Origin of the sequence: Mycobacterium canetti CIPT 140010059, assembly GCF_000253375.1 — a bacterium.
Classification (GTDB): domain Bacteria; phylum Actinomycetota; class Actinomycetes; order Mycobacteriales; family Mycobacteriaceae; genus Mycobacterium; species Mycobacterium tuberculosis.
Window position 1 is genome coordinate 4,406,378 of the sequence record NC_015848.1, and the last position, 20,508, is coordinate 4,426,885.

Sequence of the window (20,508 nt, forward strand, 5' to 3'; positions counted from 1 at the left end):
ACTTTCTGCGCGGCCGCCTTTGCGGATTCGACGGGGCCGCACCCGGAGGTAGCGGGCAAGACCCCTTCGGTCTTGTCGATAGGCTGTCCGTCAAGCGGGCGTGATCCGGTCGGGGCTTCGTCCGTGCAGCAGTGAACGCTTGGCCCTGGAATCGGACTCGACAAGTCGTAAAACGATATGACAAAACCCGCTTGACATGCCAACTTTCCCAATACTAACTCGTCAGCCGGCGGCACCGTAGCTGCCGCGTGGCCAGCAACCGACCGTATCGTCACATGCATTTTTCCTCGTCCAAATCCGGCTGCGCTAGCTGCGTGGCGGTCTGATCGCTAGCCACAGGAAATGCTTAGATACGTTTGCTGTGAAATCCGGAGCACCGCTGTTTCGCCACTTGCGCCGGTGGGAACAACCGCCGGAACGGCGGGTATCTGTGTTGTTGCATGGCGATGCCGCCGCGACGACTACCCAGCGCAACCCCCCAGAGTTTGCGCGATACTAAAAGGGGTCTAAAAAGGGCGTCTAGACAGCCAGCAGTCAGTCCAGGGAGCTAGCCGATACGGGACGATATTGGTCGGCGTCCGGCATGGGCGATCTTACCGTGGGGCTCATCAGCCGCGAGCTCGCCTCAGCCGGCCACCGGCGCGACAATCGATCGCCTGTCACCTGAGGAGCCTATGTACGAGCGTGACGAATTCCTGCGCGATCGGATCCGACCACACCAGCCCGGCACCCCGCGGGGATACTCGCCCCGTCCGCCGTCCGGAGATCGCTGCCCCGCGCCACCGCCTGGCCGGCACGCTGCTGCCGCTACGCCACCAGGGCCGCCGCGCCTGCCTTCAGCTCCACTGCGTCCATTGCCGGACCCGGCTTGGCCACGCCAGCCGGAGGCCCCGCCACCGAGCACCTGGGCCGACCCCGCCCTGGCGCCGATACGCAGTCGGACGCGACCCGGCGAGCGTGGTTGGCGACACATGGTGCGGCTGGTCACCTTTGGCCTTGTCGGCCTGGGCCGGTCGGGCATGCAGCGCCAGGAGGCCCAATTCGAAGCAACGATACGAACCGTCCTGCATGGCAACCACAAGGTCGCCGTGCTGGGCAAAGGAGGTGTGGGAAAGACGTCGGTTGCGGCGTGCGTCGGATCGATCCTTGCCGAACTGCGCCAGCAGGACCGTATCGTCGGGATCGACGCCGACACCGCCTTCGGCAGGCTGAGCAGCCGAATCGATCCTCGAGCAGCTGGTTCGTTCTGGGAGCTGACCACCGACACGAATCTGCGGTCCTTCACCGATATCACCGCGCGCCTGGGCCGAAATTCCGCGGGACTGTACGTCCTGGCAGGCCAGCCGGCATCCGGTCCGCGCCGGGTGCTCGATCCGGCCATCTACCGCGAAGCCGCCCTAAGGTTGGATCACCATTTCGCAATCTCGGTGATCGACTGCGGTTCCTCCATGGAGGCGGCGGTCACCCAGGAAGTATTGCGCGATGTGGATGCTCTGATCGTGGTGTCCTCGCCCTGGGCGGATGGTGCCTCCGCTGCCGCCAAGACCATCGAATGGCTGTCGGATTACGGCCTGACAGGTTTGTTGCGACGCAGCATCGTGGTGCTCAACGATTCGGACGGACACGCCGACAAGCGCACCAAGTCATTGCTGGCCCAGGAATTCATCGACCACGGGCAGCCTGTGGTCGAGGTGCCCTTCGATCCCCATTTGCGGCCCGGGGGGGTCATCGATATGAGCCACGAAATGGCCCCGACGACGCGGCTGAAAATCCTGCAGGTCGCCGCGACGGTGACGGCGTACTTCGCGTCGCGACCCGCCGACGCACACGGCAGCCCGCCCCGGTGACCTGGCTGGCTGACCCGGTCGGCAACAGCAGGATCGCCCGAGCGCAGGCCTGCAAAACGTCAATCTCGGCGCCCATCGTCGAATCCTGGCGGGCGCAACGCGGCGCGCACTGTGGACAGCGCGAGAAATCTTGTCGATGTTCTCGCGCTGTCCACATCCAGGGCATCTCACCGCCACTGTTCCGCAGACCCCTCGAACCAGCGGTCCAGGCGGCGGTTGCGTCATGCCGATTGGGCAGACACCCGGTGGTCGCGCACCGGGTAACCGTTGCGCTCGGCCAGGGATCGCAGCTGGCCCAACGCGAATGCCCGCGCCCGGCCTGATTCGGGAATTACGACCCCTGCCCACAGCCCTTCCGCACCCGCGGACTCGACGGCGTCGCGTGCACACAGCCACCGGCGCGGGCAAGCCCGGCACAGGGTCTTGGCCTCGTCGTCGGGAGTCGTCGTCCAACGATCGGGATCTTGCGTGCAAACGCCGAGCGGGACCTCATACAGGGCGGTTACTGTCATGTCTACGTTCCTCCAGAAAGCGTTGCAGGTTGTAGCCTCTGCCGCGAAAGCGTATCGCATTAACCATAGCGATGCAACAGTTTCCTCCTCTGCCTGCCTAGCGGTGCTGCGGCTCCGGTTCGGCGAGCTCCGAGTCTAGTGCGCGCACCGCCGAGTACCAGGGCATAGATCCTGTTAATCAGCTGTGTATCTGGCCTCGCCGGCGCGTATCCGACCCCTTCGGGCAGATCTTCCAGGAAAAGTGTTCTGACATGCGACAGTTCAGGTGTAAAGTGAACCGTAGCGGCAGTTCGGTTTGGCTAGGAAACTATTTCCATAGCGGCTGTCGCGTCGCTAGATCCAAAATGTAGCGAAGTCATAGCAGTAGAAGGGTGCAACGGTTAGGATGGCGGGCGAGCGGAAAGTCTGCCCACCATCCCGGCTAGTACCCGCGAATAAGGGATCAACGCAGATGTCTAAAGCAGGGTCGACTGTCGGACCGGCGCCGCTGGTCGCGTGCAGCGGCGGCACATCAGACGTGATTGAGCCCCGTCGCGGTGTCGCGATCATTGGCCACTCGTGCCGAGTCGGCACCCAGATCGACGATTCTCGAATCTCTCAGACACATCTGCGAGCGGTATCCGATGATGGACGGTGGCGGATCGTCGGCAACATCCCGAGAGGTATGTTCGTCGGCGGACGACGCGGCAGCTCGGTGACCGTCAGCGATAAGACCCTAATCCGATTCGGCGATCCCCCTGGAGGCAAGGCGTTGACGTTCGAAGTCGTCAGGCCGTCGGATTCCGCTGCACAGCACGGCCGCGTACAACCATCAGCGGACCTGTCGGACGACCCGGCGCACAACGCTGCGCCGGTCGCACCGGACCCCGGCGTGGTTCGCGCAGGGGCGGCCGCGGCTGCGCGCCGTCGTGAACTTGACATCAGCCAACGCAGCTTGGCGGCCGACGGGATCATCAACGCGGGCGCGCTCATCGCGTTCGAGAAAGGCCGTAGTTGGCCCCGGGAACGGACCCGGGCAAAACTCGAAGAAGTGCTGCAGTGGCCCGCTGGAACCATCGCGCGAATCCGTCGGGGCGAGCCCACCGAGCCCGCAACAAACCCCGACGCGTCCCCCGGACTCCGGCCTGCCGACGGCCCGGCGTCCTTGATCGCGCAGGCTGTCACCGCCGCCGTAGACGGCTGCAGTCTGGCTATCGCAGCGTTGCCGGCGACCGAGGACCCCGAGTTCACCGAACGTGCCGCGCCGATCCTTGCTGATTTGCGCCAGCTCGAGGCGATTGCCGTCCAAGCAACCCGCATCAGCCGGATTACCCCGGAATTGATCAAGGCGTTGGGCGCGGTACGTCGCCACCACGACGAATTAATGAGGCTGGGAGCAACCGCCCCTGGTGCCACACTGGCGCAGCGCTTATATGCCGCACGGCGGCGCGCGAACCTTTCCACCCTGGAGACTGCCCAAGCGGCCGGCGTCGCAGAAGAAATGATCGTCGGCGCCGAAGCCGAGGAAGAGTTGCCAGCCGAGGCCACCGAAGCGATCGAAGCACTGATCCGTCAGATCAATTGAGGTCGGCTCCGAGCGTCCCACAAGTACAGGCACGCCGTAACGCTCAAGTTCAACGGTCCGGGGAACGCGCGCGTTCTCCGGCGTTTGACGGTGCGTTCCATCGTGCCGCGAACTTGAAAACGCCAGCGTCACCAAAAAATTCGTGCACCAACCCCCCTCCGAGCGCTGCTAAGCTCAATGTGCAGTGCAAAGGTGCAGATAATGATGGCGCACCGGAACGGCGAGCGTAAGGAAACACATAAATGGCATCGGGTAGCGGTCTTTGCAAGACGACGAGTAACTTTATTTGGGGCCAGTTACTCTTGCTTGGAGAGGGAATCCCCGACCCAGGCGACATTTTCAACACCGGTTCGTCGCTGTTCAAACAAATCAGCGACAAAATGGGACTCGCCATTCCGGGCACCAACTGGATCGGCCAAGCGGCGGAAGCTTACCTAAACCAGAACATCGCGCAACAACTTCGCGCACAGGTGATGGGCGATCTCGACAAATTAACCGGCAACATGATCTCGAATCAGGCCAAATACGTCTCCGATACGCGCGACGTCCTGCGGGCCATGAAGAAGATGATTGACGGTGTCTACAAGGTTTGTAAGGGCCTCGAAAAGATTCCGCTGCTCGGCCACTTGTGGTCGTGGGAGCTCGCAATCCCTATGTCCGGCATCGCGATGGCCGTTGTCGGCGGCGCATTGCTCTATCTAACGATTATGACGCTGATGAATGCGACCAACCTGAGGGGAATTCTCGGCAGGCTGATCGAGATGTTGACGACCTTGCCAAAGTTCCCCGGCCTGCCCGGGTTGCCCAGCCTGCCCGACATCATCGACGGCCTCTGGCCGCCGAAGTTGCCCGACATTCCGATCCCCGGCCTGCCCGACATCCCGGGCCTACCCGACTTCAAATGGCCGCCCACCCCCGGCAGCCCGTTGTTCCCCGACCTCCCGTCGTTCCCAGGGTTCCCCGGGTTCCCCTCCCTACCCGGTTTCCCCGGGCTCCCCGGGTTCCCGGAGTTCCCCGCCATCCCCGGGTTCCCCGCACTGCCCGGGTTGCCCAGCATTCCTAACTTGTTCCCCGGCTTGCCGGGTCTGGGCGACCTGCTGCCCGGCGTAGGCGATTTGGGCAAGTTACCCACCTGGACTGAGCTGGCCGCTTTGCCTGACTTCTTGGGCGGCTTCGCCGGCCTGCCCAGCTTGGGTTTTGGCAATCTGCTCAGCTTTGCCAGTTTGCCCACCGTGGGTCAGGTGACCGCCACCATGGGTCAGCTGCAACAGCTCGTGGCGGCCGGCGGTGGCCCCAGCCAACTGGCCAGCATGGGCAGCCAACAAGCGCAACTGATCTCGTCGCAGGCCCAGCAAGGAGGCCAGCAGCACGCCACCCTCGTGAGCGACAAGAAGGAAGACGAGGAAGGCGCGGCCGCAGGCGTGGCCGAGGCGGAGCGTGCACCCATCGACGCTGGCACCGCAGCCAGCCAACGGGGGCAGGAGGGGACCGTCCTTTGATCGGACACCGAGTCGCCAGCAGGTCTGTGCCATAGCGAGTCGAAGCCATAGCGAGTAGAAAGTTAAACGTAGAGGAGGGTTCAACCCATGACCGGATTTCTCGGTGTCGTGCCTTCGTTCCTGAAGGTGCTGGCGGGCATGCACAACGAGATCGTGGGTGATATCAAAAGGGCGACCGATACGGTCGCCGGGATTAGCGGACGAGTTCAGCTTACCCATGGTTCGTTCACGTCGAAATTCAATGACACGCTGCAAGAGTTTGAGACCACCCGTAGCAGCACGGGCACGGGTTTGCAGGGAGTCACCAGCGGACTGGCCAATAATCTGCTCGCAGCCGCCGGCGCCTACCTCAAGGCCGACGATGGCCTAGCCGGTGTTATCGACAAGATTTTCGGTTGATCATGACGGGTCCGTCCGCTGCAGGCCGCGCGGGCACCGCCGACAACGTGGTCGGCGTCGAGGTAACCATCGACGGCATGTTGGTGATCGCCGATCGGTTACACCTGGTTGATTTCCCTGTCACGCTTGGGATTCGGCCGAATATCCCGCAAGAGGATCTGCGAGACATCGTCTGGGAACAGGTGCAGCGTGACCTCACAGCGCAAGGGGTGCTCGACGTCCACGGGGAGCCCCAACCGACGGTCGCGGAGATGGTCGAAACCCTGGGCAGGCCAGATCGGACCTTGGAGGGTCGCTGGTGGCGGCGCGACATTGGCGGCGTCATGGTGCGCTTCGTCGTGTGCCGCAGGGGCGACCGCCATGTGATCGCGGCGCGCGACGGCGACATGCTGGTGCTGCAGTTGGTGGCGCCGCAGGTCGGCTTGGCGGGCATGGTGACAGCGGTGCTGGGGCCCGCCGAACCCGCCAACGTCGAACCCCTGACGGGTGTGGCAACCGAGCTAGCCGAATGCACAACCGCGTCCCAATTGACGCAATACGGTATCGCACCGGCCTCGGCCCGCGTCTATGCCGAGATCGTGGGTAACCCGACCGGCTGGGTGGAGATCGTTGCCAGCCAACGCCACCCCGGCGGCACCACGACGCAGACCGACGCCGCCGCTGGCGTCCTGGACTCCAAGCTCGGTAGGCTGGTGTCGCTTCCCCGCCGTGTTGGAGGCGACCTGTACGGAAGCTTCCTGCCCGGCACTCAGCAGAACTTGGAGCGTGCGCTGGACGGCTTGCTAGAGCTGCTCCCTGCGGGCGCTTGGCTAGATCACACCTCAGATCACGCACAAGCCTCCTCCCGAGGCTGACCCCTCACATCTCCGCTACGACTTCAGAAAGGGACGCCATGGTGGACCCGCCGGGCAACGACGACGACCACGGTGATCTCGACGCCCTCGATTTCTCCGCCGCCCACACCAACGAGGCGTCGCCGCTGGACGCCTTAGACGACTATGCGCCGGTGCAGACCGATGACGCTGAAGGCGACCTGGACGCCCTCCATGCGCTCACCGAACGCGACGAGGAGCCGGAGCTGGAGTTGTTCACGGTGACCAACCCTCAAGGGTCGGTGTCGGTCTCAACCCTGATGGACGGCAGAATCCAGCACGTCGAGCTGACGGACAAGGCGACCAGCATGTCCGAAGCGCAGCTGGCCGACGAGATCTTCGTTATTGCCGATCTGGCCCGCCAAAAGGCGCGGGCGTCGCAGTACACGTTCATGGTGGAGAACATCGGTGAACTGACCGACGAAGACGCAGAAGGCAGCGCCCTGCTGCGGGAATTCGTGGGGATGACCCTGAATCTGCCGACGCCGGAAGAGGCTGCCGCAGCCGAAGCCGAAGTGTTCGCCACCCGCTACGATGTCGACTACACCTCCCGGTACAAGGCCGATGACTGATCGCTTGGCCAGTCTGTTCGAAAGCGCCGTGAGCATGTTGCCGATGTCGGAGGCGCGGTCGCTAGATCTGTTCACCGAGATCACCAACTACGACGAATCCGCTTGCGACGCATGGATCGGCCGGATCCGGTGTGGGGACACCGACCGGGTGACGCTGTTTCGCGCCTGGTATTCGCGCCGCAATTTCGGACAGTTGTCGGGATCGGTCCAGATCTCGATGAGCACGTTAAACGCCAGGATCGCCATCGGGGGGCTCTACGGCGATATCACCTACCCGGTCACCTCGCCGCTAGCGATCACCATGGGCTTTGCCGCATGCGAGGCAGCGCAAGGCAATTACGCCGACGCCATGGAGGCCTTAGAGGCCGCCCCGGTCGCGGGTTCCGAGCACCTGGTGGCGTGGATGAAGGCGGTTGTCTACGGCGCGGCCGAACGCTGGACCGACGTGATCGACCAGGTCAAGAGTGCTGGGAAATGGCCGGACAAGTTTTTGGCCGGCGCGGCCGGTGTGGCGCACGGGGTTGCCGCGGCAAACCTGGGCTTGTTCACCGAAGCCGAACGCCGACTCACCGAGGCCAATGACTCGCCCGCCGGTGAGGCGTGTGCGCGCGCCATCGCCTGGTATCTGGCGATGGCACGGCGCAGCCAGGGCAACGAAAGCGCCGCGGTGGCGCTGCTGGAATGGTTACAGACCACTCACCCCGAGCCCAAAGTGGCTGCGGCGCTGAAGGATCCCTCCTACCGGCTGAAGACGACCACCGCCGAACAGATCACATCCCGCGCCGATCCCTGGGATCCGGGCAGTGTCGTGACCGACAACTCCGGCCGGGAGCGGCTGCTCGCCGAGGCCCAAGCCGAACTCGACCGCCAAATTGGGCTCACCCGGGTTAAAAATCAGATTGAACGCTACCGCGCGGCAACGCTGATGGCCCGGGTCCGCGCCGCCAAGGGTATGAAAGTCGCCCAGCCCAGCAAGCACATGATCTTCACCGGACCGCCCGGTACCGGCAAGACCACGATCGCGCGGGTGGTGGCCAATATCCTGGCCGGCTTAGGCGTCATTGCCGAACCCAAACTCGTCGAGACGTCCCGGAAGGACTTCGTCGCCGAGTACGAGGGGCAATCGGCGGTCAAGACCGCTAAGACGATCGATCAGGCGCTGGGCGGGGTGCTTTTCATCGACGAGGCTTATGCGCTGGTGCAGGAAAGAGACGGCCGCACCGATCCGTTCGGTCAAGAGGCGCTGGACACGCTGCTGGCGCGGATGGAGAACGACCGGGACCGGCTGGTGGTGATCATCGCCGGGTACAGCTCCGATATAGATCGGCTGCTGGAAACCAACGAGGGTCTGCGGTCGCGGTTCGCCACTCGCATCGAGTTCGACACCTATTCCCCCGAGGAACTCCTCGAGATCGCCAACGTCATTGCCGCTGCTGATGATTCGGCGTTGACCGCAGAGGCGGCCGAGAACTTTCTTCAGGCCGCCAAGCAGTTGGAGCAGCGCATGTTGCGCGGCCGGCGCGCCCTGGACGTCGCCGGCAACGGTCGGTATGCGCGCCAGCTGGTGGAGGCCAGCGAGCAATGCCGGGACATGCGTCTAGCCCAGGTCCTCGATATCGACACCCTCGACGAAGACCGGCTTCGCGAGATCAACGGCTCAGATATGGCGGAGGCTATCGCCGCGGTGCACGCACACCTCAACATGAGAGAATGAACTATGGGGCTTCGCCTCACCACCAAGGTTCAGGTTAGCGGCTGGCGTTTTCTGCTGCGCCGGCTCGAACACGCCATCGTGCGCCGGGACACCCGGATGTTTGACGACCCGCTGCAGTTCTACAGCCGCTCGATCGCTCTTGGCATCGTCGTCGCGGTCCTGATTCTGGCGGGTGCCGCGCTGCTGGCGTACTTCAAACCACAAGGCAAACTCGGCGGCACCAGCCTGTTCACCGACCGCGCGACCAACCAGCTTTACGTGCTGCTGTCCGGACAGTTGCATCCGGTCTACAACCTGACTTCGGCGCGGCTGGTGCTGGGCAATCCGGCCAACCCGGCCACCGTGAAGTCCTCCGAACTGAGCAAGCTGCCGATGGGCCAGACCGTTGGAATCCCCGGCGCCCCCTACGCCACGCCTGTTTTGGCGGGCAGCACCTCGATCTGGACCCTATGCGACACCGTCGCCCGAGCCGACTCCACTTCCCCGGTAGTGCAGACCGCGGTCATCGCGATGCCGTTGGAGATCGATGCCTCGATCGATCCGCTCCAGTCACACGAAGCGGTGCTGGTGTCCTACCAGGGCCAAACCTGGATCGTCACAACTAAGGGACGCCACGCCATAGATCTGACCGACCGCGCCCTCACCTCGTCGATGGGGATACCGGTGACGGCCAGGCCAACCCCGATCTCGGAGGGCATGTTCAACGCGCTGCCTGATATGGGGCCCTGGCAGCTGCCGCCGATACCGGCGGCGGGCGCGCCCAATTCGCTTGGCCTACCTGATGATCTAGTGATCGGATCGGTCTTCCAGATCCACACCGACAAGGGCCCGCAATACTATGTGGTGCTGCCCGACGGCATCGCGCAGGTCAACGCGACAACCGCTGCGGCGCTGCGCGCCACCCAGGCGCACGGGCTGGTCGCGCCACCGGCAATGGTGCCCAGTCTGGTCGTCAGAATCGCCGAACGCGTATACCCCTCACCGCTACCCGATGAACCGCTCAAGATCGTGTCCCGGCCGCAGGATCCCGCGCTGTGCTGGTCATGGCAACGCAGCGCCGGCGACCAGTCGCCGCAGTCGACGGTGCTGTCCGGCCGGCATCTGCCGATATCGCCCTCAGCGATGAACATGGGTATCAAGCAGATCCACGGGACGGCGACCGTTTACCTCGACGGCGGAAAATTCGTGGCACTGCAATCCCCCGATCCTCGATACACCGAATCGATGTACTACATCGATCCACAGGGCGTGCGTTATGGGGTGCCTAACGCGGAGACAGCCAAGTCGCTGGGCCTGAGTTCACCCCAAAACGCGCCCTGGGAGATCGTTCGTCTCCTGGTCGACGGTCCGGTGCTATCGAAAGATGCCGCACTGCTCGAGCACGACACGCTGCCCGCTGACCCTAGCCCCCGAAAAGTTCCCGCCGGAGCCTCCGGAGCCCCCTGATGACGACCAAGAAGTTCACTCCCACCATTACCCGTGGCCCCCGGTTGACCCCGGGCGAGATCAGCCTCACGCCGCCCGATGACCTGGGTATCGACATCCCACCGTCGGGCGTCCAAAAGATCCTTCCCTACGTGATGGGTGGCGCCATGCTCGGCATGATCGCCATCATGGTGGCCGGCGGCACCAGGCAGCTGTCGCCGTACATGTTGATGATGCCGCTGATGATGATCGTGATGATGGTCGGCGGTCTGGCCGGTAGCACCGGTGGTGGCGGCAAGAAGGTGCCCGAAATCAACGCCGACCGCAAGGAGTACCTGCGGTATTTGGCAGGACTACGCACCCGGGTGACGTCCTCGGCCACCTCTCAGGTGGCGTTCTTCTCCTACCACGCGCCGCATCCCGAGGATCTGTTGTCGATCGTCGGCACCCAACGGCAGTGGTCCCGGCCGGCCAACGCCGACTTCTATGCGGCCACCCGAATCGGTATCGGTGACCAGCCGGCGGTGGATCGATTATTGAAGCCGGCCGTCGGCGGGGAGTTGGCCGCCGCCAGCGCAGCGCCTCAGCCGTTCCTGGAGCCGGTCAGTCATATGTGGGTGGTCAAGTTTCTACGAACCCATGGATTGATCCATGACTGCCCGAAACTGCTGCAACTCCGTACCTTTCCGACTATCGCGATCGGCGGGGACTTGGCGGGGGCAGCCGGCCTGATGACGGCGATGATCTGTCACCTAGCCGTGTTCCACCCACCGGACCTGCTGCAGATCCGGGTGCTCACCGAGGAACCCGATGACCCCGACTGGTCCTGGCTCAAATGGCTTCCGCACGTGCAGCACCAGACCGAAACCGATGCGGCCGGGTCCACCCGGCTGATCTTCACGCGCCAGGAAGGTCTGTCGGACCTGGCCGCGCGCGGGCCACACGCACCCGATTCGCTTCCCGGCGGCCCCTACGTAGTCGTCGTCGACCTGACCGGCGGCAAGGCTGGATTCCCGCCCGACGGTAGGGCCGGTGTCACGGTGATCACGTTGGGCAACCATCGCGGCTCGGCCTACCGCATCAGGGTGCACGAGGATGGGACGGCTGATGACCGGCTCCCTAACCAATCGTTTCGCCAGGTGACATCGGTCACCGATCGGATGTCGCCGCAGCAAGCCAGCCGTATCGCGCGAAAGTTGGCTGGATGGTCCATCACGGGCACCATCCTCGACAAGACGTCGCGGGTCCAGAAGAAGGTGGCCACCGACTGGCACCAGCTGGTCGGTGCGCAAAGTGTCGAGGAGATAACACCTTCCCGCTGGAGGATGTACACCGACACCGACCGTGACCGGCTAAAGATCCCGTTTGGTCATGAACTAAAGACCGGCAACGTCATGTACCTGGACATCAAAGAGGGCGCGGAATTCGGCGCCGGACCGCACGGCATGCTCATCGGGACCACGGGGTCTGGGAAGTCCGAATTCCTGCGCACCCTGATCCTGTCGCTGGTGGCAATGACTCATCCAGATCAGGTGAATCTCCTGCTCACCGACTTCAAAGGTGGTTCAACCTTCCTGGGAATGGAAAAGCTTCCGCACACTGCCGCTGTCGTCACCAACATGGCCGAGGAAGCCGAGCTCGTCAGCCGGATGGGCGAGGTGTTGACCGGAGAGCTCGATCGGCGCCAGTCGATCCTCCGACAGGCCGGGATGAAGGTCGGCGCGGCCGGAGCCCTGTCCGGCGTGGCCGAATACGAGAAGTACCGCGAACGCGGTGCCGACCTACCCCCGCTGCCAACGCTTTTCGTCGTCGTCGACGAGTTCGCCGAGCTGTTGCAGAGTCACCCGGACTTCATCGGGCTGTTCGACCGGATCTGCCGCGTCGGGCGGTCGCTGAGGGTCCATCTGCTGCTGGCTACCCAGTCGCTGCAGACCGGCGGTGTTCGCATCGACAAACTGGAGCCAAACCTGACATATCGAATCGCATTGCGCACCACCAGCTCTCATGAATCCAAGGCGGTAATCGGCACACCGGAGGCGCAGTACATCACCAACAAGGAGAGCGGTGTCGGGTTTCTCCGGGTCGGCATGGAAGACCCGGTCAAGTTCAGCACCTTCTACATCAGTGGGCCATACATGCCGCCGGCGGCAGGCGTCGAAACCAATGGTGAAGCCGGAGGGCCCGGTCAACAGACCACTAGACAAGCCGCGCGCATTCACAGGTTCACCGCGGCACCGGTTCTCGAGGAGGCGCCGACACCGTGACCCGCGCCGGCGACGATGCAAAGCGCAGCGATGAGGAGGAGCGGCGCCAACGGCCCGCGCCGGCGACGATGCAAAGCGCAGCGATGAGGAGGAGCGGCGCCAACGACCCGCGCCGGCGACGATGCAAAGCTCAGCGATAAGAAGGAGCGGCGCCAATGACTGCTGAACCGGAAGTACGGACGCTGCGCGAGGTTGTGCTGGACCAGCTCGGCACTGCTGAATCGCGTGCGTACAAGATGTGGCTGCCGCCGTTGACCAATCCGGTCCCGCTCAACGAGCTCATCGCCCGTGATCGGCGACAACCCCTGCGATTTGCCCTGGGGATCATGGATGAACCGCGCCGCCATCTACAGGATGTGTGGGGCGTAGACGTTTCCGGGGCCGGCGGCAACATCGGTATTGGGGGCGCACCTCAAACCGGGAAGTCGACGCTGCTGCAGACGATGGTGATGTCGGCCGCCGCCACACACTCACCGCGCAACGTTCAGTTCTATTGCATCGACCTAGGTGGCGGCGGGCTGATCTATCTCGAAAACCTTCCACACGTCGGTGGGGTAGCCAATCGGTCCGAGCCCGACAAGGTCAACCGGGTGGTCGCAGAGATGCAAGCCGTCATGCGGCAGCGTGAAACCACCTTCAAGGAACACCGAGTGGGCTCGATCGGGATGTACCGGCAGCTGCGTGACGATCCAAGTCAACCCGTTGCGGCCGATCCATACGGCGACGTCTTTCTGATCATCGACGGATGGCCCGGTTTTGTCGGCGAGTTCCCCGACCTCGAGGGGCAGGTCCAAGATCTGGCCGCCCAGGGGCTGGCGTTCGGCGTTCACGTCATCATCTCCACGCCACGCTGGACAGAGCTGAAGTCGCGTGTTCGCGACTACCTCGGCACCAAGATCGAGTTCCGGCTTGGTGACGTCAATGAAACCCAGATCGACCGCATTACCCGCGAGATCCCGGCCAATCGTCCGGGTCGGGCAGTGTCGATGGAAAAGCACCATCTGATGATCGGCGTGCCCAGGTTCGACGGCGTGCACAGCGCCGAGAACCTGGTGGAGGCGATCACCGCGGGGGTGACGCAGATCGCGTCCCAGCACACCGAACAGGCACCTCCGGTGCGAGTCCTGCCGGAGCGTATCCACCTGCACGAACTCGACCCGAACCCGCCGGGGCCAGAGTCCGACTACCGCACTCGCTGGGAGATTCCGATCGGCTTGCGCGAGACGGACCTGACGCCGGCTCACTGCCACATGCACACGAACCCGCACCTACTGATCTTCGGTGCGGCCAAATCGGGCAAGACGACCATTGCCCACGCGATCGCGCGCGCCATTTGTGCCCGAAACAGTCCCCAGCAGGTGCGGTTCATGCTCGCGGACTACCGCTCGGGCCTGCTGGACGCGGTGCCGGACACCCATCTGCTGGGCGCCGGCGCGATCAACCGCAACAGCGCGTCGCTAGACGAGGCCGTTCAAGCACTGGCGGTCAACCTGAAGAAGCGGTTGCCGCCGACCGACCTGACGACGGCGCAGCTACGCTCGCGTTCGTGGTGGAGCGGATTTGACGTCGTGCTTCTGGTCGACGATTGGCACATGATCGTGGGAGCCGCCGGGGGGATGCCGCCGATGGCACCGCTGGCCCCGTTATTGCCGGCGGCGGCAGATATCGGGTTGCACATCATTGTCACCTGTCAGATGAGCCAGGCTTACAAGGCAACCATGGACAAGTTCGTCGGCGCCGCATTCGGGTCGGGCGCTCCGACAATGTTCCTTTCGGGCGAGAAGCAGGAATTCCCGTCCAGTGAGTTCAAGGTCAAGCGGCGCCCCCCTGGCCAGGCATTTCTCGTCTCGCCAGACGGCAAAGAGGTCATCCAGGCCCCCTACATCGAGCCTCCAGAAGAAGTGTTCGCAGCACCCCCAAGCGCCGGTTAAGATTATTTCATTGCCGGTGTAGCAGGACCCGAGCTCAGCCCGGTAATCGAGTTCGGGCAATGCTGACCATCGGGTTTGTTTCCGGCTATAACCGAACGGTTTGTGTACGGGATACAAATACAGGGAGGGAAGAAGTAGGCAAATGGAAAAAATGTCACATGATCCGATCGCTGCCGACATTGGCACGCAAGTGAGCGACAACGCTCTGCACGGCGTGACGGCCGGCTCGACGGCGCTGACGTCGGTGACCGGGCTGGTTCCCGCGGGGGCCGATGAGGTCTCCGCCCAAGCGGCGACGGCGTTCACATCGGAGGGCATCCAATTGCTGGCTTCCAATGTATCGGCCCAAGACCAGCTCCACCGTGCGGGCGAAGCGGTCCAGGACGTCGCCCGCACCTATTCGCAAGTCGACGACGGCGCCGCCGGCGTCTTCGCCTAATAGGCCCCCAACACATCGGAGGGAGTGATCACCGTGCTGTGGCACGCAATGCCACCGGAGCTAAATACCGCACGGCTGATGGCCGGCGCGGGTCCGGCTCCAATGCTTGCGGCGGCCGCGGGATGGCAGACGCTTTCGGCGGCTCTGGACGCTCAGGCCGTCGAGTTGACCGCGCGCCTGAACTCTCTGGGAGAAGCCTGGACTGGAGGTGGCAGCGACAAGGCGCTTGCAGCTGCAACGCCGATGGTGGCCTGGCTACAAACCGCGTCAACACAGGCCAAGACCCGTGCGATGCAGGCGACGGCGCAAGCCGCGGCTTACACCCAGGCCATGGCCACGACGCCGTCGCTGCCGGAGATCGCCGCCAACCACATCACCCAGGCCGTCCTTACGGCCACCAACTTCTTCGGTATCAACACGATCCCGATCGCGTTGACCGAGATGGATTATTTCATCCGTATGTGGAACCAGGCAGCCCTGGCAATGGAGGTCTACCAGGCCGAGACCGCGGTTAACACGCTTTTCGAGAAGCTCGAGCCGATGGCGTCGATCCTTGATCCCGGCGCGAGCCAGAGCACGACGAACCCGATCTTCGGAATGCCCTCCCCCGGCAGCTCAACACCGGTTGGCCAGTTGCCGCCGGCGGCTACCCAGACCCTCGGCCAACTGGGTGAGATGAGCGGCCCGATGCAGCAGCTGACCCAGCCGCTGCAGCAGGTGACGTCGTTGTTCAGCCAGGTGGGCGGCACCGGCGGCGGCAACCCAGCCGACGAGGAAGCCGCGCAGATGGGCCTGCTCGGCACCAGTCCGCTATCGAACCATCCGCTGGCTGGTGGATCAGGCCCCAGCGCGGGCGCGGGCCTGCTGCGCGCGGAGTCGCTACCCGGCGCAGGTGGGTCGTTGACCCGCACGCCGCTGATGTCTCAGCTGATCGAAAAGCCGGTTGCCCCCTCGGTGATGCCGGCGGCTGCTGCCGGATCGTCGGCGACGGGTGGCGCCGCTCCGGTGGGTGCGGGAGCGATGGGCCAGGGTGCGCAATCCGGCGGCTCCACCAGGCCGGGTCTGGTCGCGCCGGCACCGCTCGCGCAGGAGCGTGAAGAAGACGCCGAGGACGACTGGGACGACGAGGACGACTGGTGAGCTCCCGTAATGACAACAGACTTCCCGGCCACCCGGGCCGGAAGACTTGCCAACATTTTGGCGAGGAAGGTAAAGAGAGAAAGTAGTCCAGCATGGCAGAGATGAAGACCGATGCCGCTACCCTCGCGCAGGAGGCAGGTAATTTCGAGCGGATCTCCGGCGACCTGAAAACCCAGATCGACCAGGTGGAGTCGACGGCAGGTTCGTTGCAGGGCCAGTGGCGCGGCGCGGCGGGGACGGCCGCCCAGGCCGCGGTGGTGCGCTTCCAAGAAGCGGCCAATAAGCAGAAGCAGGAACTCGACGAGATCTCGACGAATATTCGTCAGGCCGGCGTCCAATACTCGAGGGCCGACGAGGAGCAGCAGCAGGCGCTGTCCTCGCAAATGGGCTTCTGACCCGCTAATACGAAAAGAAACGGAGCAAAAACATGACAGAGCAGCAGTGGAATTTCGCGGGTATCGAGGCCGCGGCAAGCGCAATCCAGGGAAATGTCACGTCCATTCATTCCCTCCTTGACGAGGGGAAGCAGTCCCTGACCAAGCTCGCAGCGGCCTGGGGCGGTAGCGGTTCGGAGGCGTACCAGGGTGTCCAGCAAAAATGGGACGCCACGGCTACCGAGCTGAACAACGCGCTGCAGAACCTGGCGCGGACGATCAGCGAAGCCGGTCAGGCAATGGCTTCGACCGAAGGCAACGTCACTGGGATGTTCGCATAGGGCAACGCCGAGTTCGCGTAGAATAGCGAAACACGGGATCGGGCGAGTTCGACCTTCCGTCGGTCTCGCCCTTTCTCGTGTTTATACGTTTGAGCGCACTCTGAGAGGTTGTCATGGCGGCCGACTACGACAAGCTCTTCCGGCCGCACGAAGGTATGGAAGCTCCGGACGATACGGCAGCGCAGCCGTTCTTCGACCCCAGTGCTTCGTTTCCGCCGGCGCCCGCATCGGCAAACCTACCGAAGCCCAACGGCCAGACTCCGCCCCCGACGTCCGACGGCCTGTCGGAGCGGTTCGTGTCGGCCCCGCCGCCACCACCCCCACCCCCACCTCCGCCTCCGCCAACTCCGATGCCGATCGCCGCAGGAGAGCCGCCCTCGCCGGAACCGGCCGCATCTAAACCACCCACACCCCCCATGCCCATCGCCGGACCCGAACCGGCCCCACCCAAACCACCCGCACCTCCGATGCCCATCGCCGGACCTGCACCCACCCCAACCGAATCCCAGTTGGCGCCCCCCAGACCACCGACACCACAAACGCCAACCGGAGCGCCGCAGCAACCGGAATCACCGGCGCCCCACGTACCCTCGCACGGGCCACAACAACCCCGGCGCACCGCACCCGCACCGCCCTGGGCAAAGATGCCTATCGGCGAACCCCCGCCCGCTCCGTCCAGACCGTTTGCGTCCCCGGCCGAACCACCGACCCGGCCTGCCCCCCAACACTCCCGACGTGCGCGCCGGGGTCACCGCTATCGCACAGACACCGAACGAAACGTCGGGAAGGTAGCAACTGGTCCATCCATCCAAGCGCGGCTGCGGGCAGAGGAAGCATCCGGCGCGCAGCTCGCCCCCGGAACGGAGCCCTCGCCGGCGCCGTTGGGCCAACCGAGATCGTATCTGGCTCCGCCCACCCGTCCCGCCTCGACAGAACCTCCCCCCAGCCCCGCGCCGCAGCGCGACTCCGGTCGGCGTGCCGAGCGACGCGTCCACCCCGACTTAGCCGCTCAACATGCTGCGGCTCAACCTGATTCGATTACGGCCGCAACCACTGGCGGTCGTCGCCGCAAGCGCGCAGCGCCCGATCTCGACGCGACACAGAAATCCTTAAGGCCGGCGGCCAAGGGGCCGAAGGTTAAGAAGGTGAAGCCCCAGAAACCGAAGGCCACGAAGCCGCCCAAAGTGGTGTCGCAGCGCGGCTGGCGACATTGGGTGCATGCGTTGACGCGAATCAACCTGGGCCTGTCACCCGACGAGAAGTACGAGCTGGACCTGCACGCTCGAGTCCGCCGCAATCCCCGCGGGTCGTATCAGATCGCCGTCGTCGGTCTCAAAGGTGGGGCTGGCAAAACCACGCTGACAGCAGCGTTGGGGTCGACGTTGGCTCAGGTGCGGGCCGACCGGATCCTGGCTCTAGACGCGGATCCAGGCGCCGGAAACCTCGCCGATCGGGTAGGGCGACAATCGGGCGCGACCATCGCTGATGTGCTTGCAGAAAAAGAGCTGTCGCACTACAACGACATCCGCGCACACACCAGTGTCAATGCGGTCAATCTGGAAGTGCTGCCGGCACCGGAATACAGCTCGGCGCAGCGCGCGCTCAGCGACGCCGACTGGCATTTCATCGCCGATCCGGCGTCGAGGTTTTACAACCTCGTCTTGGCTGATTGTGGGGCCGGCTTCTTCGACCCGCTGACCCGCGGCGTGCTGTCCACGGTGTCCGGTGTCGTGGTCGTGGCAAGTGTCTCAATCGACGGCGCACAGCAAGCCTCGGTCGCGTTGGACTGGTTGCGCAACAACGGTTACCAAGATTTGGCGAGCCGCGCATGCGTGGTCATCAATCACATCATGCCGGGAGAACCCAATGTCGCAGTTAAAGACCTGGTGCGGCATTTCGAACAGCAAGTTCAACCCGGCCGGGTCGTGGTCATGCCGTGGGACAGGCACATTGCGGCCGGAACCGAGATTTCACTCGACTTGCTCGACCCTATCTACAAGCGCAAGGTCCTCGAATTGGCCGCAGCGCTATCCGACGATTTCGAGAGGGCTGGACGTCGTTGAGCGCACCTGCTGTTGCTGCTGGTCCTACCGCCGCGGGGGCAACCGCTGCGCGGCCTGCCACCACCCGGGTGACGATCCTGACCGGCAGACGGATGACCGATTTGGTACTGCCAGCGGCGGTGCCGATGGAAACCTATATTGACGACACCGTCGCGGTGCTTTCCGAGGTGTTGGAAGACACGCCGGCTGATGTACTCGGCGGCTTCGACTTTACCGCGCAAGGCCTGTGGGCGTTCGCTCGTCCCGGATCGCCGCCGCTGAAGCTCGACCAGTCACTCGATGACGCCGGGGTGGTCGACGGGTCACTGCTGACTCTGGTGTCGGTGAGTCGCACCGAGCGCTACCGACCGTTGGTCGAGGATGTCATCGACGCGATCGCCGTGCTTGACGAGTCACCTGAGTTCGACCGCACGGCATTGAATCGCTTTGTGGGGGCGGCGATCCCGCTCTTGACCGCGCCCGTCATCGGGATGGCGATGCGGGCGTGGTGGGAAACTGGGCGTAGCTTGTGGTGGCCGTTGGCGATTGGCATCCTGGGGATCGCTGTGCTGGTAGGCAGCTTCGTCGCAAACAGGTTCTACCAGAGTGGCCACCTTGCCGAGTGCCTACTGGTCACGACGTATCTGCTGATCGCAACCGCCGCAGCGCTGGCCGTGCCGTTGCCGCGCGGGGTCAACTCGTTGGGGGCGCCGCAAGTTGCCGGCGCCGCTACGGCCGTTCTGTTTTTGACCTTGATGACGCGGGGCGGCCCTCGGAAGCGGCATGAGTTGGCGTCGTTTGCCGTGATCACCGCTATCGCGGTCATCGCGGCCGCCGCTGCCTTCGGCTATGGATACCAGGACTGGGTCCCCGCGGGGGGGATCGCATTCGGGCTGTTCATTGTGACGAATGCGGCCAAGCTGACCGTCGCGGTCGCGCGGATCGCGCTGCCGCCGATTCCGGTACCCGGCGAAACCGTGGACAACGAGGAGTTGCTCGATCCCGTCGCGACCCCGGAGGCTACCAGCGAAGAAACCCCGACCTGGCAGGCCATCATCGCGTCGGTGCCCGCGTCCGCGGTCCGCCTCACCGAGCGCAGCAAACTGGCCAAGCAACTTCTCATCGGATACGTCACGTCGGGCACCCTGATTCTGGCTGCCGGTGCCATCGCGGTCGTGGTGCGCGGGCACTTCTTTGTACACAGCCTGGTGGTCGCGGGTTTGATCACGACCGTCTGCGGATTTCGCTCGCGGCTTTACGCCGAGCGCTGGTGTGCGTGGGCGTTGCTGGCGGCGACGGTCGCGATTCCGACGGGTCTGACGGCCAAACTCATCATCTGGTACCCGCACTATGCCTGGCTGTTGTTGAGCGTCTACCTCACGGTGGCCCTGGTTGCGCTCGTGGTGGTCGGGTCGATGGCTCACGTCCGGCGCGTTTCACCGGTCGTAAAACGAACTCTGGAATTGATCGACGGCGCCATGATCGCTGCCATCATTCCCATGCTGCTGTGGATCACCGGGGTGTACGACACGGTCCGCAATATCCGGTTCTGAGCCGGATCCGCTGATTGGCG

General features: G+C 64.1%; 18 protein-coding genes and 1 pseudogene. 18 read left to right on the forward strand and 1 reads right to left on the reverse strand.

Annotated features, from left to right (window positions below; all coding sequences use genetic code 11):
- Positions 1-674: 674 nt before the first annotated feature.
- A complete protein-coding gene (locus tag MCAN_RS20415; RefSeq protein ID WP_014002002.1) occupies positions 675-1,847 on the forward strand; it encodes a MinD/ParA family ATP-binding protein in 1,173 nt (390 codons plus the stop codon).
- Positions 1,844-2,170 (forward strand): hypothetical protein, encoded by a 327-nt coding sequence (locus MCAN_RS20420; RefSeq protein WP_014002003.1) that lies wholly within the window; start codon positions 1,844-1,846, stop codon positions 2,168-2,170. Before MCAN_RS20415 ends, MCAN_RS20420 begins: the two co-directional genes overlap by 4 nt.
- Here the strand turns inward: MCAN_RS20420 and whiB6 are convergent.
- Complete coding sequence (whiB6, locus tag MCAN_RS20425; RefSeq protein ID WP_003899734.1) at positions 2,069-2,419, reverse strand: transcriptional regulator WhiB6; 351 nt, start codon at positions 2,417-2,419, stop codon at positions 2,069-2,071. The two genes, MCAN_RS20420 and whiB6, sit on opposite strands and share 102 nt — an antisense overlap.
- A gap of 391 nt (positions 2,420-2,810) precedes the next feature.
- On the opposite strand from whiB6, the gene espM reads away from it, so the two are divergent.
- From espM to eccD1, 16 genes and pseudogenes are all read left to right on the forward strand, one after another.
- Positions 2,811-3,923 (forward strand): ESX-1 type VII secretion system transcriptional regulator EspM, encoded by a 1,113-nt coding sequence (espM, locus tag MCAN_RS20430; RefSeq protein ID WP_015288657.1) that lies wholly within the window; start codon positions 2,811-2,813, stop codon positions 3,921-3,923.
- A 242-nt stretch (positions 3,924-4,165) separates the two neighbouring features.
- Positions 4,166-5,422, forward strand: coding sequence for a type VII secretion system ESX-1 associated protein EspE (gene espE / locus MCAN_RS20435; protein WP_003399828.1), 1,257 nt, complete (start codon positions 4,166-4,168; stop codon positions 5,420-5,422).
- 87 nt (positions 5,423-5,509) lie between these two features.
- Positions 5,510-5,821 carry a type VII secretion system ESX-1 associated protein EspF gene (espF, locus tag MCAN_RS20440; RefSeq protein WP_003899737.1) on the forward strand — a complete coding sequence of 104 codons (312 nt, stop codon included), beginning with the start codon at positions 5,510-5,512 and terminating at the stop codon, positions 5,819-5,821.
- Between the two features lie 2 nt (positions 5,822-5,823).
- Positions 5,824-6,675 (forward strand): type VII secretion system ESX-1 adaptor EspG1, encoded by an 852-nt coding sequence (espG1, locus tag MCAN_RS20445; protein WP_014002004.1) that lies wholly within the window; start codon positions 5,824-5,826, stop codon positions 6,673-6,675.
- 38 nt (positions 6,676-6,713) lie between these two features.
- Complete coding sequence (gene espH, locus MCAN_RS20450) at positions 6,714-7,265, forward strand: type VII secretion system ESX-1 associated protein EspH (protein WP_003399844.1); 552 nt, start codon at positions 6,714-6,716, stop codon at positions 7,263-7,265.
- Positions 7,258-8,979, forward strand: a complete 1,722-nt coding sequence (gene eccA1, locus MCAN_RS20455) for a type VII secretion system ESX-1 AAA family ATPase EccA1 (protein ID WP_014002005.1) — start codon at positions 7,258-7,260, stop codon at positions 8,977-8,979. Before espH ends, eccA1 begins: the two co-directional genes overlap by 8 nt.
- A 3-nt stretch (positions 8,980-8,982) precedes the next feature.
- Complete coding sequence (gene eccB1 / locus MCAN_RS20460; protein WP_014002006.1) at positions 8,983-10,425, forward strand: type VII secretion system ESX-1 subunit EccB1; 1,443 nt, start codon at positions 8,983-8,985, stop codon at positions 10,423-10,425.
- A complete protein-coding gene (eccCa1, locus tag MCAN_RS20465; protein WP_003899738.1) occupies positions 10,425-12,668 on the forward strand; it encodes a type VII secretion system ESX-1 FtsK/SpoIIIE family ATPase EccCa1 in 2,244 nt (747 codons plus the stop codon). Before eccB1 ends, eccCa1 begins: the two co-directional genes overlap by 1 nt.
- A gap of 15 nt (positions 12,669-12,683) precedes the next feature.
- Positions 12,684-12,757 (forward strand): annotated as a pseudogene (locus tag MCAN_RS24260) (hypothetical protein); the annotation flags it as partial.
- A 66-nt stretch (positions 12,758-12,823) separates the two neighbouring features.
- Positions 12,824-14,599, forward strand: coding sequence for a type VII secretion system ESX-1 FtsK/SpoIIIE family ATPase EccCb1 (gene eccCb1, locus MCAN_RS20470; protein ID WP_014002007.1), 1,776 nt, complete (start codon positions 12,824-12,826; stop codon positions 14,597-14,599).
- Positions 14,600-14,741: 142 nt separating this feature from the next.
- Positions 14,742-15,038, forward strand: coding sequence for a type VII secretion system ESX-1 target PE35 (locus MCAN_RS20475; RefSeq protein WP_014002008.1), 297 nt, complete (start codon positions 14,742-14,744; stop codon positions 15,036-15,038).
- A gap of 33 nt (positions 15,039-15,071) precedes the next feature.
- Positions 15,072-16,178 carry a type VII secretion system ESX-1 target PPE68 gene (locus MCAN_RS20480; RefSeq protein WP_014002009.1) on the forward strand — a complete coding sequence of 369 codons (1,107 nt, stop codon included), beginning with the start codon at positions 15,072-15,074 and terminating at the stop codon, positions 16,176-16,178.
- Positions 16,179-16,270: 92 nt separating this feature from the next.
- Entirely contained in the window at positions 16,271-16,573 is a 303-nt protein-coding gene (gene esxB, locus MCAN_RS20485; protein WP_003399940.1) for a type VII secretion system ESX-1 WXG100 family target CFP-10, read from the forward strand.
- A gap of 32 nt (positions 16,574-16,605) precedes the next feature.
- Positions 16,606-16,893 (forward strand): type VII secretion system ESX-1 WXG100 family target ESAT-6, encoded by a 288-nt coding sequence (gene esxA / locus MCAN_RS20490; protein WP_003399963.1) that lies wholly within the window; start codon positions 16,606-16,608, stop codon positions 16,891-16,893.
- Positions 16,894-17,006: 113 nt separating this feature from the next.
- Positions 17,007-18,956: a type VII secretion system ESX-1 associated protein EspI gene (gene espI / locus MCAN_RS20495; protein ID WP_014002010.1), complete on the forward strand. Its 1,950-nt coding sequence runs from the start codon at positions 17,007-17,009 to the stop codon at positions 18,954-18,956.
- Positions 18,953-20,488, forward strand: coding sequence for a type VII secretion system ESX-1 subunit EccD1 (eccD1, locus tag MCAN_RS20500; protein WP_014002011.1), 1,536 nt, complete (start codon positions 18,953-18,955; stop codon positions 20,486-20,488). The genes espI and eccD1 overlap by 4 nt, the downstream gene beginning before the upstream one ends.
- The last annotated feature ends 20 nt before the right edge of the window (positions 20,489-20,508 follow it).